The organism is Chitinophaga skermanii (genome assembly GCF_003259335.1).
Classification (GTDB): domain Bacteria; phylum Bacteroidota; class Bacteroidia; order Chitinophagales; family Chitinophagaceae; genus Chitinophaga; species Chitinophaga skermanii.
Genome location: NZ_QLLL01000005.1, coordinates 472,571 through 488,130, shown reverse-complemented (window position 1 = coordinate 488,130; position 15,560 = coordinate 472,571). Strand labels below are relative to the sequence as shown.

At 41.1% G+C, this 15,560-nt stretch carries 12 protein-coding genes and 1 tRNA gene; 4 read left to right on the top strand and 9 right to left on the bottom strand.

All coding sequences use genetic code 11. The annotated features are described in order from the left end of the window. Complete coding sequence (locus LX64_RS15285) at positions 1–657, top strand: response regulator transcription factor (protein WP_111598532.1); 657 nt, start codon at positions 1–3, stop codon at positions 655–657. Here LX64_RS15285 and LX64_RS15280 read toward each other — a convergent pair whose 3' ends face one another. The 3 genes from LX64_RS15280 to LX64_RS15270 are packed head-to-tail and all read right to left on the bottom strand — an operon-like array spanning position 658 to position 4,639. Further along, the gene (locus tag LX64_RS15280; protein WP_111598531.1) at positions 658–2,400 is read right to left on the bottom strand and encodes a GH25 family lysozyme; all 1,743 of its coding nucleotides are present in this window, start codon (positions 2,398–2,400) and stop codon (positions 658–660) included. Between the two features lie 58 nt (positions 2,401–2,458). Then, positions 2,459–3,139: a hypothetical protein gene (locus tag LX64_RS15275; RefSeq protein ID WP_111598530.1), complete on the bottom strand. Its 681-nt coding sequence runs from the start codon at positions 3,137–3,139 to the stop codon at positions 2,459–2,461. Between the two features lie 21 nt (positions 3,140–3,160). After that, entirely contained in the window at positions 3,161–4,639 is a 1,479-nt protein-coding gene (locus LX64_RS15270) for a hypothetical protein (RefSeq protein WP_111598529.1), read from the bottom strand. A 270-nt stretch (positions 4,640–4,909) separates the two neighbouring features. On the opposite strand from LX64_RS15270, the gene LX64_RS15265 reads away from it, so the two are divergent. Beyond that, on the top strand, positions 4,910–5,335 hold the full coding sequence (locus LX64_RS15265) for a carboxypeptidase-like regulatory domain-containing protein (protein ID WP_111598528.1): 426 nt from the start codon (positions 4,910–4,912) through the stop codon (positions 5,333–5,335). A gap of 324 nt (positions 5,336–5,659) precedes the next feature. Here LX64_RS15265 and LX64_RS15260 read toward each other — a convergent pair. Then, positions 5,660–5,733 (bottom strand) — tRNA-Ala (locus LX64_RS15260). 257 nt (positions 5,734–5,990) lie between these two features. Here LX64_RS15260 and LX64_RS15255 point away from each other — a divergent pair. After that, positions 5,991–6,932 carry a hypothetical protein gene (locus LX64_RS15255; protein ID WP_111598527.1) on the top strand — a complete coding sequence of 314 codons (942 nt, stop codon included), beginning with the start codon at positions 5,991–5,993 and terminating at the stop codon, positions 6,930–6,932. Between the two features lie 191 nt (positions 6,933–7,123). Next, positions 7,124–9,229 carry an LTA synthase family protein gene (locus tag LX64_RS15250; protein ID WP_111598526.1) on the top strand — a complete coding sequence of 702 codons (2,106 nt, stop codon included), beginning with the start codon at positions 7,124–7,126 and terminating at the stop codon, positions 9,227–9,229. 238 nt (positions 9,230–9,467) lie between these two features. Here the strand turns inward: LX64_RS15250 and LX64_RS15245 are convergent, their stop codons facing one another. From LX64_RS15245 to LX64_RS15225, 5 genes are all read right to left on the bottom strand, one after another. Then, the gene (locus LX64_RS15245) at positions 9,468–11,510 is read right to left on the bottom strand and encodes a protein-disulfide reductase DsbD family protein (protein WP_111598525.1); all 2,043 of its coding nucleotides are present in this window, start codon (positions 11,508–11,510) and stop codon (positions 9,468–9,470) included. A gap of 99 nt (positions 11,511–11,609) precedes the next feature. Continuing rightward, complete coding sequence (locus LX64_RS15240) at positions 11,610–12,065, bottom strand: protein-disulfide reductase DsbD domain-containing protein (RefSeq protein WP_111598524.1); 456 nt, start codon at positions 12,063–12,065, stop codon at positions 11,610–11,612. Between the two features lie 42 nt (positions 12,066–12,107). Beyond that, complete coding sequence (gene purQ, locus LX64_RS15235) at positions 12,108–12,800, bottom strand: phosphoribosylformylglycinamidine synthase subunit PurQ (RefSeq protein ID WP_111598523.1); 693 nt, start codon at positions 12,798–12,800, stop codon at positions 12,108–12,110. Positions 12,801–12,937: 137 nt separating this feature from the next. Then, positions 12,938–13,918: a hypothetical protein gene (locus LX64_RS15230; RefSeq protein ID WP_148707336.1), complete on the bottom strand. Its 981-nt coding sequence runs from the start codon at positions 13,916–13,918 to the stop codon at positions 12,938–12,940. 15 nt (positions 13,919–13,933) lie between these two features. After that, positions 13,934–15,451: a hypothetical protein gene (locus LX64_RS15225; RefSeq protein ID WP_148707335.1), complete on the bottom strand. Its 1,518-nt coding sequence runs from the start codon at positions 15,449–15,451 to the stop codon at positions 13,934–13,936. Positions 15,452–15,560 lie beyond the last annotated feature (109 nt).

Genomic DNA, 15,560 nt, shown 5'->3' with positions numbered 1-15,560 from the left:
ATGGCAATTCGCATTGCATTGGTAGACGATCATACATTATTTCGACAAAGCTTGGCGCATCTATTACAGCTGCAGCAAGGCTTTAAAATTGCCATGGAAGCTTCGAGTGGGATAGATTTTTTAGCGCAATTAGCCCAATGTTCCGAACTTCCCGACATTACCCTTATCGACATTGATATGCCGGGAATGAACGGTATAGAATTGAACGAAAAGCTGCATGACTTATATCCAACGATCCGTGTCATTGTCTTATCTATCTACACACAAGAACGCATCATTGCAAAAATGATCATGGCTGGGGCTTCTACGTATTTATTCAAGAATTGTGAGCAAGAAGAATTAATCCAAGCTGTTCATGCCGTATATAAAACGGGCTTTTATGTAAACAAGGCTGTATTTGCGGCGATGCAAAATGTCAAACACAATACCAGCCCGAATGTGAAACTCACCAATATTCCCGTTCATTTAACAAACCGTGAAACGGAAATACTTCGGTTGATTTGCCAAGAACATAGTAATCCCGAGATAGCTGAAATGTTATTTTTGAGCGTGCGTACTGTGGAAGGTCACCGGAACAGTTTATTGTTAAAAACCGGCTGTAAGAATACAGCTGGATTAGTACTATTTGCGATTCGGTTCAGTATATTTGTGGCCTAATTAATAACGTTGTAAGAAAGCAATAAAATCCTCGCCTGTACCCGAAAACAGGTCATAATCCGCCTGTGTAGATTCAATATTAAACGAGCTAGATTTTTGCCAGAAATGCATCCCGCTCTTTTGCCAGGTAAGTGGCAAAGTGGGGTGAGCGCCTTGTATATAGGCAGCTAACCAAAGCGGGTATTCGGCAAACATTTCATTCTTCAAATACTTATTCCCTACGTTTAAATCGGTATAAATCATCGGTACCCGCTTCGTTACTTTTTCTACATATCGCAAGAATTGTAGCAATGATAATTGTACTTCCGCCGGCGATAAAGCTGCAGGAATTCCTTGTTCTTCTACATCAACAATCGGCGGAATGCTAAGGCTATCGAAGGAACCCACTGTTTGTAAAAAATGTTTTGCTTGTTGTATAGGGTCGTGGGCTGCATTAAAAAAATGGTATGCCCCTTTAATAACAGGGAGCTTATGCAGCCGCTCCCAATTGGCTGCAAAATAGGGATCGGTACCTTTGGCGCCTTGGCTGGCTTTGCAAATCACAAAATGTAAACTATCCAGTGAATTGATTTCGGTTAATAAATTGCCTTGGTACTTCGAGATATCGATCCCATTAATAATACTCGATTTACGAATAATTTGTAGTAGGGTATTCGGCTGTGGCAATAAAGCCTTCGTAGGTGTTCGGGCAGTGGTGTCGGTTTTAAGGTCTATAGGGATTTCAATTTCTTCTTCCTCTTCGTTGGCTATTTTATTCACGTCCACCATCATGGTGGCCAGGGTAGAAAATCTTCCACCGAAGAACCCGGCAGCAGCCATCAGCAAAACAGCTGCCAGCAAAATGATTCGTTCTTTACTCATGGCAGGTGATGGCTTAGTAGGTTTCATATTCACATATAAAACCGTGGCAGGGGTAGGAAAACGGTATAAACTTTTGCTGATAACAGCTAACTGCTTCCCTACTTTCTTGAAATGCCAAGCATACACTTTAATCTTTTGCAACAATACCACTTCCAATAGCTGTATTTTTTCATACAAGTTAATCGACGTTTTTACACGTTCGTGGTACTTTTGCACAATATTATAGTGTAAGTAAGATTGGTTCAACACCTCTATTTTCGCTAATATCTTATGCAACATCATTACATCTTGCCCTGTATTACTTGCCTGCCATTGTTGAAATATTTGTTGCAATGAAATGATCCACGGTTGTAGCTCTTCGGGAATAGCCTTCTTTTGCTGTAGCTGGTTTACTTCATCTTGCGCGCGCAACAAATTGGAAATATTACCGTAGAATACTTGCAGGGTTGATTCGTAATTAGGATAAAACTCTTGCCAGTAAGTCAACAATTCATTGTTCACAAAGCGTAACCCATTGATACCATCTGTAATGGTAAAGGTTACGCGGGCCGAATGCTGGTGAGGATAAATTCCTAAGTACTCTTTCAACAACGCACCAGTATTAATGGCATCCAACTTACCTTTAGCTGTATATATGAAATTAGGTATTTCCCAATGATGCGCATTACCCGTGGTAGATTGTTGACATATCAATAAAGTTTGTACATATTGTTGTTCACATAAATGACTACATTGTAACAATACATTCGCTAAGCGCTCTTTGTTAGCTTCTTTGCTTCTTTCATTGCCCTTTCTTTTGAAATATTGGTATAGTAGCAATATGCATAATTTCACCACTAAAAATGTGGCAATGATGACTTGGTGGCTCGCTTTCAGTTCCATAACTCAACATTTAAGCGGGGCTTGGAAGCCCCGCCGGTAAAACATGTATGTTGTTGTTTTATTCTACATCATGTGCTTCAAGCACTGCGTCATTAATTACATCCAGGTGCTGTTGCAATAATCCTTGAATAGGAATACGCACATTGGTTTCATCTGAATAACGTGTATTAAAGCGGTACTGAATCGTAGGTGTTGGCGGTACATTTGGATGCTCAGGATCAGTACCAACCGGGAACGTTTCTATACAAACAAACTCGTCATCACCTAAATCAACCTCGATCCAATAATGGGTTTCATTTGGGTTGAGTGTAGACGCTTCGTAATGCATAACCAACGTATAAGCACTCTGTACAACTGGTACCATTCCCGCCCTCGAGCAAACTAATTGACAAGCAAAGTGCATTACGTTATCGCGCCATGTATCATGCTCACTGGCAAAGTCTATCAATTGACCAGCTATACCTGGTTCTAGCCACCAAGATCGTGGGTCTAATACGTGGTTAATTCCGTTCACATAAGTGGTAAACAATTCGCCGGGTCGTTGAATAAGGGTTGGGGTATTTACACCTTGAAACGTTACATTGTCTTGTAGTCCAAACAACGCCCATTTCCAGCATACTAAATCTTCTGCTTCAAAATGTTCACTTACATCTTGCACACCAAGCAAGCTATGTTGTACAGGATTATCTGCAATAAATTGTTTGAGTCGTAAAATTTGATTAGGAGCTAAAGGAGGCATAATTAAAAGTTTTGGGATGAATTATTTAGCAGTATTGCCACTGGTGTTATTTGTAGGTTGACTATCATCACCGCTTACAGCGATGTATTTATTGGGGTAATATTTATTCACCCACATTTGCGCTAATTGCGGCTTGGTAATGGGTTTCAAATAATAGTTCAGTGGAACACCAATAATATTACCCAATGCTTTTTGAATATAATCATCCAAAGCATCCATCATCGAATTGATGTCGAGCATCTTATTCGATTTATCATCGATATCGGCCAAACCAGATAATACGCCTTTCACTTGGGCATTCTTTAAGGCAATCATTTGTTGCCCCGTACGTGCAGCAGTAGCCGAGGAATCTACGGTATCCTTATCGGCCGCGGTAGCATTTTGTAATGCTGCTAATTGATTCATGGCCCCGGCACCATCGAAATTGGCGAATTGTTTCACACCTAAGGCGACTGTATTTGACTTGATGGAAGGAATCGACCCCATCGTAACGAGTGAACAATGCGATGTAACATTTTGCTTGCTGAGCAAATTCTTCGCATCGTCAGAGAAGCTGGAATCAACACCAAAGCCACCACTAACGTTAGCAATAAAGGCTGCTACAGAAAACTGCGTTTGTAAGCTAGCGGCCACGGAGGTCATTACTTCGCTGGCGGTAGTAGAGGTAGTATTCAAGATATGCACCATCCCAATAAAGCAAGAACCATAAGTAGCTCCCGACAACAACGTAATGGTATCTTCACCTTCCTTAGCACCCTGGTTAATCGATTTGGCGATCGAATCTGGGTCGCTGATATTGAGCATGTTTCCTGGAAATAATTGGTTCCAAGCGCGGATGCCTTTATCAACATCCAGGATAAACGGTGCAAATACCTGTGCATTTTTGTGTGTACAACTCACACTCACCACGAGCGTACCAGAAATGCTGTGCTTTTGGTATTGGCTATTCATTTGCGATTGCACCGCTGCAGAGGCTTGTGATTTGAACGAGTCGCCGAGATAATCCAGCTCCCCGCTGATAAAGGTTTTCACCGTGTTGGCCTGCGTATTGGAGTCTTGCTCATTTTCATCGAATGAAAAGTATTGTGCATTCATTTTCAAGGAATCAACAGATAGAGGCAGACCGGTAATTTTACTTTTATTGTAATCGATCGGGCTTTCAATTTGATCGTGGATTAATTGGATTTTGTTGCCCTTTAAATCTTGAATGGCCTTTACACTTTGTAGTTTCTTTTGCGCAAAGTCAATTGCTGCTTGCTGAATAGCCGTACTTACATCACCGCGTTGTTTTACGAGATCGGTGGTATCTACTTGCATATTGAGCAATTCTTGAATAGTCATATCCATACTGCGTTGCATAGCAATAAGGTCATTCAACTTGCTTTCGGCATTATCAACCGGGGCTTGTAGCCCACTAATTTTGTCCAAGTTGGTTAGCGCCTCCTTGGTAACAATATTTCCGAGGACCAGCGATGGGTCGTATGGAATAGTAGATGGCATAAAAAGAGGTTTTGGGATGAGAAATGTTGGGGTAACCGCGCGAATTACAATTACAAAATTGCAGGATCTCACATCGAATTGTAAGCGTGAAACAGCTGGAAATGTAACCAGGTAGTTTTACGGGGTGAACCATCTCTTACTTCAATATTGAGCCCCCGTTGCTACGCCCAGTTCATCGGCTGGGCGCGGTTTTTAGCAGTGTTCAGTGTAGGTGTACTGCAGTCGTTTATTGTAAATTTAGAGATCATTCACTTCTAAATTAACCCATAAATGAAAGCATTCTTATTGATGATGGTAATGGCATTTTGTAGCATTACTTCACAAGCACAAACCGCCACCATCTCTGGTAAAGTTACCGACCCAGGTGGCAGCCCTGTTGCTGGCGCCACGGTTGAATATTATAGTGGTTCTTCAAATTTGGCAACCGCGGTTACGGATGTAAATGGCAATTATAGCTTTTCCGTTAACCCCGCTACCTTCCGTGGCGATTTTGAAAGCCGGGGATGGATAAGGAAATTGATTGCCAGAGCAGCTGGATTTATTACAACCATATTAGATAATGTGACCATTAACATTGGGCATAATGGCATCAATATTACATTAAGCTGGGATTTAGAATATGTGGCGGCACCGCCTATAGGCGAAGGGGGATTAACGAGTAAGTATGTAGATATTGCGGTATGGGGTAAGTATTAGACGCATCATTAACAACCCATTTTTTCTTGGCATAAGCTTTAAGAAAGTTAGCTTCTTTTCTTTACGCTTTGTTCTATTTTAGAACTCGCTTTTTAGAGTTGGATCTTTAGCTAAGACTTTTGTATAAGATATTCCAGATCTTTGTGCAACAACCATCAACCTCTATTCGAGAGTTACTCAAATAATATTTGAAGTTTTTTACAGATTTCATATGCGGTCATTTTTTACGAAATGAAGGATTAATAAATTATCGCTTTTTCAGAGTAATCAATCCCCAAAAACAATAAAGCCCTGAACACCGAAGTATCCAAGGCTTAAAGCTTGTGGAGAATACCAGATTCGAACTGGTGGCCTCTTGCATGCCATGCAAGCGCTCTAGCCAACTGAGCTAATCCCCCGTTAGAGTGGGGCAAAACTAATCGCTTTTTCCGAAAAAAGAAAAATATTTTTTTAGCCGTAAAAACATGCACCCCGCTACGCCCATATTCTGGCTAATCGCGGGGTGTGCATGCTTTCTATCGACTAATTAGGGCTTCCGTTGAATGATGATACAAAGATACCCACCCACCACGCACTGAATATGCGTATCATTTTTTTTTCATATCCAAGGCAACTTCTATATGCCCCAGCTTGTTATTTCCCCAAACACCTCGCTATGAAACAAACGATTTCGTTCATCCTACTCGCTGCGTTGTTCGCTTGCAACAACAGCGCTTCTAATCAACAAAAAGATACCATCACCGTTGTCGACTCCGTGATTGTATCTAACTTCAAAGACCCCAAAGCCACCGATTCTTACACTGAAACCTCCGACGCACAAAGCGGCTCGGCTGCCTATAATTACCTCACTGTAACAGATTATAAAATTGATGATAAAGATTATACAGCTGTAGCAATGCTCACCACATCCGGCAAACCTGTTCGCATCTATTTATCGGTAGAACGCCTGCCGAATGGGAAATCCAAGTACGCTACCTACGCCGACCGTTGGTTCTATATCGATACCATTACCAATAAAGTGCTCTTCCTCCGCGAAGTACTGATCAGCGATTCTACCCAAAACATCGTGGAAAATAGGTTCTATTACGATACCGATCAACAACTCGTGAAAAATGTTAGCTTCCGTTCTGAGAACAAACCTGGCAGCTCGCAACAAGAAATCCCGTATAAGCCATTATCCGAAGCAAACGATTATACTCGTAATTCTGGCACCGTGAACACGATTGCCAACACCATCATTGAAAGAATGAAAGCCGACTTCCCTGGTATGAGCGCCAATGCAAACAATGCTCGTAGACAAGGGGCTACCCTCTGGGCTGTGGGTAACGAGCCAGGCTGGAACCTAATCGTATACCCCAATAGGCAAATCGTTTTCATTAATAACTATGGAAATGACACCCTCTATTTCCCTTATGCCCCTCCCCAAAGAGGCCCGAAAGATGCGACCATCAATACCTCCAATGCCGATCAGCACCAGTTGAAAATATTCGCCGTGCAAAAAGACTGTACCGACGATGCCGGGATGAAAAGCCCGCTAACAGTAACGATTCAACTCGACGATAAAACATTCTCCGGCTGCGGTAAAATGCTGAACTAGCGTTCAGATTTTCTTCAGAATCCCCCTACATCTTTGCAAGATGGCAATATTCATTGCCATCTTTTTTTATCGACTATGGCAACTGTTTTCGATACCATGAAAACAAACGTGGTAGAAATAATTAACGAAAACTTATTACATTCGATCCTTATTCGAATTGTAACATAACATAGTCCTACAACTGTAGAGAAATGCATTCCACCTACTTTAAGCGACGCTTTTCGCCGATCGCCGTACTCGTTATTTTAATAGTAGCGATATCATTTTGCACGCGTATAGCGCTGCTATTCCACCCGGCTACTGAAACTGCCGGCATTCCATTTGGTAGCTTATTAACTGCTTTTGGATGGGGTCTATTTTACGATCTTTGCATGGCTTCCTTTGCAATGATCCCGTTTGTATTGCACCTTTGGGGACCTAATAACACGGTTTACCAAAAGCCTTACAAATACTTCGCATACGCGGTTTTCCTCGTTGCATTGGGTATTTTCACGTTCACCCAATTAGTACCCGACGATTTTAACGAAGACCTGCACAAAGCCGCTATTATTTACACGGCTGTGCGCTTTGGAATCTTCATTCTATTGTCGTTGATGAACGATGATTTCCGCCGGAAATGGCGCACTTATGTGCTTTATTTCGACTTTATCCTAGTCATCTTCTTATTACTTTTCAATTCTGTAAGTGAATGGTTTTTCTGGACAGAGTTCGCTTCCCGCTACAACTTCATTGCTGTTGATTATTTAATTTACACAACAGAAGTACTGGGTAATATCCGCGAATCATATCCATTAGTGCCAATTATTGGTGTACTATTGGCAGCTACTGGCCTAGTTTTCTGGATAATTCGGCCCTATATTAAACCTGCATTCGAAGGTCCTTCAACTATCTTAGGTCGAAGCCTTATTGCTTTTGGTTTATTACTATTCCCTTTGTTTAACTTTTTATTGGTGAAAGACGATTGGCATAAACGTAGCCTCTACCATTTCGCAAATGAAATTGGAGGAAATGGTGTCTACGAATTCGGTGCCGCTTTTAATAATAATGAACTCGACTTCTATCGTTATTATCCAACCTTGAACGACACTACAGCCTTCAAAATACTGCGAACTTCACTCGAATCACCTAATGCTCAATTTACAAGTGATAACCTCTTCGATATCTCAAGGAAGATTACTTATAACGAGCCTACGAAGAATTACAATGTTGTACTGATTAGCGTAGAAAGTTTCAGTGCCGATTTTATGGCCACCTTCGGCAATAAAAACAATATCACACCGAAACTCGACTCTATCGCTCAACATTCACTTCTTTTCACCAACCTATACGCTACTGGTACGCGCACAGTACGTGGCTTAGAAGCGCTTTCGATGGCTATTACGCCCACACCTGGGCAAAGTATAGTGAAGCGCCCTAACAATGCCAATATGTTCACTATCGGCTCTGTATTGAAAGAGAAAGGGTATACCACGCAATATATTTATGGTGGCGATGCTTACTTTGATAATATGCGTACGTATTTCGGTGGAAATGGTTACCAAGTGATCGACAAAAACGAAATATCGGCTGCTAACATTCATTTTTCTAATATTTGGGGCGTAGCTGATGAAGATATTTTCACGAAGGCTTTGGATGTATTAGATGCCAATGCGCAATTAAAGAAACCTTTCTTCTCGCAAATTATGACGGTTTCCAATCACCGTCCTTTCACCTATCCAGAAGGCAGAATCGATATCCCACCTAGCACACAATCGCGCGATGGTGCCGTGAAGTACACCGATTTTGCTATCGTCGATTTCATCCAACGCGCCAAATCACACAATTGGTTCAACAATACCATTTTTGTCATTGTATCCGACCACTGTGCAGGTGTTGCTGGGCAAACGGAAATTCCAATTAACGATTACCACATTCCTTGTATCATATATGCTCCCGGCATTATTGAACCGGCTAAAATGGATAGGCTGATGTCACAAATTGATATAGCGCCAACAATCCTCGGCTTGCTCAAATTGCCTTATACATCGAAGTTCTTTGGTCAAGATATTTTCACATTGCCGGCAGGTAAAGAACGTGCCTTTGTGAGCACTTACCAAAGCCTAGGCTATGTACGCGATAGTGTTATGACGATCATTTCCCCGATCCGCAACAAACGCCAATTCTTACCGAATTTTGAAACAGGCGATGCTACACCGGTGGGAACCATGAACGATTCATTAACCAACCAAGCCATTGCTTATTACCAATGTGCGGCATGGTTGTTCAAGCACCAAGGGCTGAATGCAATCAAACAATAACCTAGGTTTTCAACATACTAAAAAGCCGCTTCTACAATGTAGAGGCGGCTTTTTCATGTATAAGAAGTACGATGTGTTTGTCTTAAGCAATTTCGCCGTACTGGGAATGAGCGCGCAATAAGCGTTATCTCATTACCTATAAATGGCTGCTTTACTTTAAGGATAAACTTACATAGGGTCATAAAAAAATCCCCGGTTATTGTGGAACCGGGGATTTTGCAAATCAATATATTGAAGCTTATTTGCCGTTGCGTTTAGCAAATTCAGCTTTTGCTTTTTCTAAGTATGCAATAAATTCTTCTTTGTTTTCTTTTGGATCATAACCATAACCTGTAGTTGTTAACTGGTCGCCTTTGTGATCTACAGGAATGTAGTAAGGCTGCGAGTTACGGTTAAACTTGATCGCTTGGAAATCGAAGTTTTTATTACCTACAGATTTGATTTTAGCACCACTCAAAGTCGATACATATTGCTCGTTCTCCGGTAAGGCCGTTTTTTCGTCTGTATATAATGAAACCACGATGAAATCTTCACGCATAATTTTCATAACGCGCGGATCAGACAATACTGATTTCTCGAATTTACGGCAGTTCACACAGCTGTGACCGGTAAAGTCAATCATCAATGGCTTATTAGCTGCTTTTGCGGCTTCCATAGCTTCATCGTAATCGAAGTATAAATCTTCCACACCTGGGATTTCCGAGTGAAGAATATCGGTGTATTTAGAAGGTTTTTTCACATTGCTGTTGCTACCACCTATACTTACTGTACCACCTTGCAGCTTATTCTCGATGCTGATAAGTTTATTGTGGATATTGAAGTCTTGTGAACCTTCGTGTGGTAAGAAACCAGAAATACCTTTCAATGGAGCCCCCCACATACCTGGGATCATATACACTACGAAAGTGAAAATAACGATCGACAATAATAAACGGGGAATGCTAACACGTGGTAAATCGGAATCATGTGATGTTAATACTTTTCCGAGTAAGTTTAATCCCATCAAGCTGAAAATCACGATCCAGATCGCTAAGAAAATCTCGCGGTCAAGCAAATTCCAGTGATAAGCCATATCTACGTTCGATAAGAACTTCAAGGCCAAAGCCAACTCCAATAAACCAAGTTGTACTTTCACCGTGTTCATCCAACCACCTGGTTTTGCTTTTTGCAACAAGTTCGGGAACAAGGCAAACAAGAAGAATGGAATCGCCAATGCTAAAGAGAAACCAAACATACCAATCAACGGACCAGAGTTACCACCTTTTGCAGCTAGTACCAATAAGTTACCGATAATAGGACCAGTACAAGAGAAAGAAACAATTACCAATGTAAGTGCCATGAAGAAAATACCGCTGTAGCTACCTAAACCGGCTTTTGTATCAGCTTTATTCGCCCATGAGCTGGGTAATTGAATTTCGAATGCGCCTAAGAAAGAAAGACCAAACGTGATGAAAATAACGCAGAACAATAAGTTCGCGATGATGTTGCTCGATAATTCATTCAATGCGCTAGCACCAAAAACTTTCGTAATGATGAAACCCAATAATGTGAAAATGAAAATGATCGAGAACGAATATAATGCAGCGTTTTTCAAACCTTCTGCACGTGTTTTACTTCTTTTAGTGAAGAAGCTTACCGTAATTGGAATTACAGAGAATACACATGGCGTTAATACCGCTAAGAAACCACCTAAGAAACAGGTGATGAAAATCCAAGCCAGTGATTTATCCGATGCATCATCTTCTGCTGCAACCGGTTGTACTGTTGTTGCTTTTGCTGTATCTGCTGTAGCAACAGGTGTAGCTGGAGCGGCTGTGGTTACGGCTGCTGCAGGGTCGGCTTTTACAGTAAATGTTTGTTCGAATGGATCTGCTGAAGTAGTGGTAGCAGCGAAGTATGAAAGCGTACCCTTCAATTCTGTTGCGTCTGCTGCATCTACTTTTACGGTTTGTACGAGCTCATAAGATTGCTCGTAGTATTGCATTTCTTTGTCGAAGTTGCTATCTGCCTTTTTAATGATAGTACCTACTTCTTTTGCTTCACCTTCTTTTTTCGCTGCTTTACCTTCTAACGTAATTTCTGTAGCAATCGGTAATGATTCGTTTTCCTTTACGCTATAAATACGGTAGCCATTTTCAAGCGTTGCTTTGGCATGTATTTCAAAGGTTTTGTCGGCAATTTTTTGAATGGAAAAGTCCCACTTAGCGGGTTGTTTATCTTGTGCATTTACTGCTGCCAAGCCCGTAAGCAAGGCAAATAGTAAAAGTTTAAATCGTTTCATGGTATCGTAAGATTGAAAAAAGTACTGTATACGAAAATGAGACGATTCCTGTCAAAAACAGTGGTCGTCTCATTATCTCTATAAAATGAGCCGTTCTTATTATTTTCCTACGTTAATAGAGAACGGAACTTCTTGCGGTGGTAAACACTGGTGGTCGTCGCATACTTGGAATTCTAAGCTTCCTTTTACAGCAAACGGCTTCGCAGTTTTAGCTTTCACTACTTGCACGAAGTCAACTTTGTCAGCGAAGTATCTAACTTCTACACCAAAGTTTTCATCGTTGTACTTTTCCAATTTACCCACTTCTTTGATTTTACCCTCGAAAGTAGCTAACGGGTTTTTAGTGAATTTGAAAGAGGTCGCAATCGGACCGCCTTCTGGTGTTGTTACTGAATACAAGTGCCATGTTTTTTCAATGGTGGCAGTCATATGTAATTCGTAAGTGTTAGCGGCAATCTTCTTTGATGAAAAACTCCATTTTACCGGATTTTGAATTTGCGCACTTGCCAGAAACGGCAACACTAACATGCACAGTGCAACAAGTAATTTTTTCATAGTTAATTTTTTAATTGGTTGGTCGATCTAAGAAAAAAAGCTTTAATTGTTATTGATCAAGCTTTGGAAAATGAGCTGTCCATCTGTATTGCCTAAGATGCTGCTAGTGGCACGTTCTGGGTGAGGCATCATTCCAAAAACATTTCTCTCCTTATTACAAATACCGGCGATGTTATGTAATGCACCGTTTGGATTAGCATTATCAACAATGTTGCCAAACTCATCGCAATAACGGAAAATCACCTGGTTGTTCGCAATCAGTCCTTCTAAGGTAGCATCATCTGCATAATATCTACCTTCTCCATGTGCGATCGGTATCATTAATGGACGTCCGGTTACATCTTTGGATAAAGACGCATGCGTGTTCTCACTTTTGATATACACATTCTTACAGATAAACTGCTGGTTCTTATTCTGTAATAAAACACCTGGCAATAAACCCGCTTCACACAAAATCTGGAAACCGTTACATACACCCACTACTTTACCACCTTTGTTTGCGAATTCAATAACGCTTTGCATCATAGGACTAAACCTAGCAATCGCACCGCAACGCAAATAATCACCGTATGAGAAACCACCCGGCAATAAAATGCAGTCGTCGGTAGTAAACATGCTTAAATCATTGTCCTTGTGCCAGAGATGGATCACTTCTTGATTAAGATCATTTCTTAAAGCATCAATCATATCCTGGTCGCAATTGGAGCCCGGGAATGTAACTACACCAAATTTCATATATAATTGAAAATTAAACTAAGTTGATAGTGAGCAACAAATTTACAATTGCTACACCAATTTTCCATCACCAGTTGCCCGGTTTTAACATTTCGAATACTGCCAATAAAGCTTTAACAAGCCACCATGGCTACTTTCTAGTGCGTGAAGTATTGCATCACAATCACGTATCCCAATACCACAAAATGCACAATATTGGCAAATGTATTACTCCGGATACTCCAAAACACATTTCCGGCAAACATGCTAACCGGCAAAATTGCCATCAGCCAGTATAAAGGGGCAAAATTCACCGTAAAAAACGGTATTACCATTGCTACTATCACATAAACTGCCGCGGCCGACCAAATTTTTCGACCTTGTATCAACATTTTCTTGAATGTCGTTTGTAATAGTAACCACCCCAATACGAAGAATAACACGCTCGTAATCATGGCTCCCCACACCTTGTAATCCGTAATGAGCGGCAAAGGTAAGCCTATACGCAATACTTTCGCCATTAATCCCCACTGATCCGTGAGAAATAAATAGGTACCGAACAAGTACAATGGGCATGCTAACCCCAATAACGCAATTATCCACTCCGCCAATCTAAACGATCGCATGATCAATAAACTCACAAATATCAATAACACAAAGATGATCGACGGGAAATAAATCAACCCGCAAATACCCACAGCAAATCCCAAGTTAAATGCCACATCCCTCGCCGATGTACGGTTGTACAACTGCGTAATATTGGCAAATACCCATAACATGATCGTGTTCACCAACAATGCCGGTGAAAAAACGTTCCAACTGGTAAATAACGAGGTAAATAATATGTAACACATAGCCGGCAAGTAAGTCGGCTTGCTAAATAATCGCTGGTTATTGATAATCCGCGTTAGCAACAATGCCTGCACAAAGATCAACGCCACAGCAAAGAAGGTGTAAAAAAACGCGTTCTTATTCGCTACGCCGTCGAGGAATTGCACGAACATATCGTAAAACAAACCCTCCGATTTCTCCGAAACATAAGCCTGCGGATGAATGAGGTAGTTAAACTTCAAGACGATGGTATATATCAGTAGCAGCAAAACCGTTAAGGGGTTGCCAGAGCGGAAAAATCTTATCACAGTGCAAAGGTGCGGTTAAAAGTCAATTTTAGCAAAGCAAATATAGTTGCGGTATACAACCGGGATCAAAACGCTACGCGCGCCAATCTGCTTGCCATATTGCGGCATCCAGCTGAATCCTTTATCCAAATTACGCAATAACGGCAAACGGTTCAGTTTACCATCCGGCGAAATACTATTGTCGGTTAATACATAACTACGTCTTTCTAAATCGTTGTATAAGAAGCGTAATTCACTACCCACATTCACCATCATGTACGATAAATACAAGTCTGCATTGTCATCATACTGAGATTTACGAATCACGTTACTCCAAACTGGCGAACCTTCACCATCTACCGATAAAATCACGATATTGTCGTAATGGTAACGGTTCCCTTGCGAGTCATTCCAGTAATACGGGTTGTAATACCTGCCCCCAAATCCATAAGGATTATAGAACCCAGGGTAATATCCCCCACCGCCGCCGTACATATAGTTCCAACGGTTCCATGGCTGGTAACGGGATGTAGTGTAATAAGATTCGGCTGTTATTAAGAAACCGCCATCGTTGGTATTCACAATCTGGCGGATAAAATAATCATTAAAGGCAGTGGAAGTAGATGCCTCTCCCTTCGCGTTCGATTTCAAATCTTGCCCAAAAGCCATCAAACGCTCGTATTGTACTTGTGCTGTAGTATAGTCGAATTTGCCAATGTACAAGCCTTCTACATTACCCTTCTTCTGTTTGTAGTAAAATGCTACCAATGTTACCTGGCTATTGCTATTATTCACTTTTAAACGCAAATCATCCAGCAACGAAGTATTCGTATTCAACATCACCACCTCGAAAGAGTCCACTTTCGGCTTTTTAATCACCACGGCACCACGAACAGTATAATCGCGGTTCTGGGTACGTTCTAACTGGGTGAAGATGAAGTTACCATCATTCGTTAAGTTAAAGTTGTTAAGGGAAAGCCTTTTATGCATGGCTATACCTAAGCGACTATTATTTATCAAGTTCAGGTTATGATCGTATAAGAAGGTATAAAACACGTTGTTATCTTCCTTATCTTGGTTGATCTTATACACCATGATCTTGCTCTTATCTTCCGACACCTGTACAGAATACACTTTGTTTTCCTTGGTAGAATACCCAACACGCGTAGAATCAATCATCACCGGCGCATTATCAAATTGGCCCTCACTATTAAAGGTGGCCGCAAAGCTATACACCGCGTCTTTACGCTGGAATTGGTAAATCATATAGGCTTTATCAGCATACGAGATAAAGTCAACACTAATTAATTTCTTCGGCAAAAAGTCTAAGGTTACACGGTCTTTCAATTGCATCGCATTATCGTACACCGAAATCGCGTAATCACTCTTATTGGCTTTATATACCAGTATGTTGCTACCCACTTTACCGATGATCTCAAACTCTGTTGATTTGTAATCATCCCTTTCAGGTTCGGTATAGGTTACTTTTTGCGCGAACAAACCGCCGCTCAAAAGTAAAAGCACCAATAGCTGCAAATATGAAAAGGTGCGCATGGAACTAATTTTTAACGTCATGGATTCTTTCCTCCAAAGATTGCTTTTTCCAAAAAATTGGGTTCTACTTCCAAACCTACACGAAAATTTACGGATTGCAAAACCCGTT

Coding starts and splice junctions, on each gene's coding strand:
- LX64_RS15285 (WP_111598532.1), top strand. CDS start 1: ATGGCAATTCGCATTGCATTGGTAGACGATCATACATTATTTCGACAA.
- LX64_RS15280 (WP_111598531.1), bottom strand. CDS start 2,400: ATGGAACTGAAAGCGAGCCACCAAGTCATCATTGCCACATTTTTAGTG.
- LX64_RS15275 (WP_111598530.1), bottom strand. CDS start 3,139: ATGCCTCCTTTAGCTCCTAATCAAATTTTACGACTCAAACAATTTATT.
- LX64_RS15270 (WP_111598529.1), bottom strand. CDS start 4,639: ATGCCATCTACTATTCCATACGACCCATCGCTGGTCCTCGGAAATATT.
- LX64_RS15265 (WP_111598528.1), top strand. CDS start 4,910: ATGAAAGCATTCTTATTGATGATGGTAATGGCATTTTGTAGCATTACT.
- LX64_RS15255 (WP_111598527.1), top strand. CDS start 5,991: ATGAAACAAACGATTTCGTTCATCCTACTCGCTGCGTTGTTCGCTTGC.
- LX64_RS15250 (WP_111598526.1), top strand. CDS start 7,124: ATGCATTCCACCTACTTTAAGCGACGCTTTTCGCCGATCGCCGTACTC.
- LX64_RS15245 (WP_111598525.1), bottom strand. CDS start 11,510: ATGAAACGATTTAAACTTTTACTATTTGCCTTGCTTACGGGCTTGGCA.
- LX64_RS15240 (WP_111598524.1), bottom strand. CDS start 12,065: ATGAAAAAATTACTTGTTGCACTGTGCATGTTAGTGTTGCCGTTTCTG.
- purQ (WP_111598523.1), bottom strand. CDS start 12,800: ATGAAATTTGGTGTAGTTACATTCCCGGGCTCCAATTGCGACCAGGAT.
- LX64_RS15225 (WP_148707335.1), bottom strand. CDS start 15,451: ATGCGCACCTTTTCATATTTGCAGCTATTGGTGCTTTTACTTTTGAGC.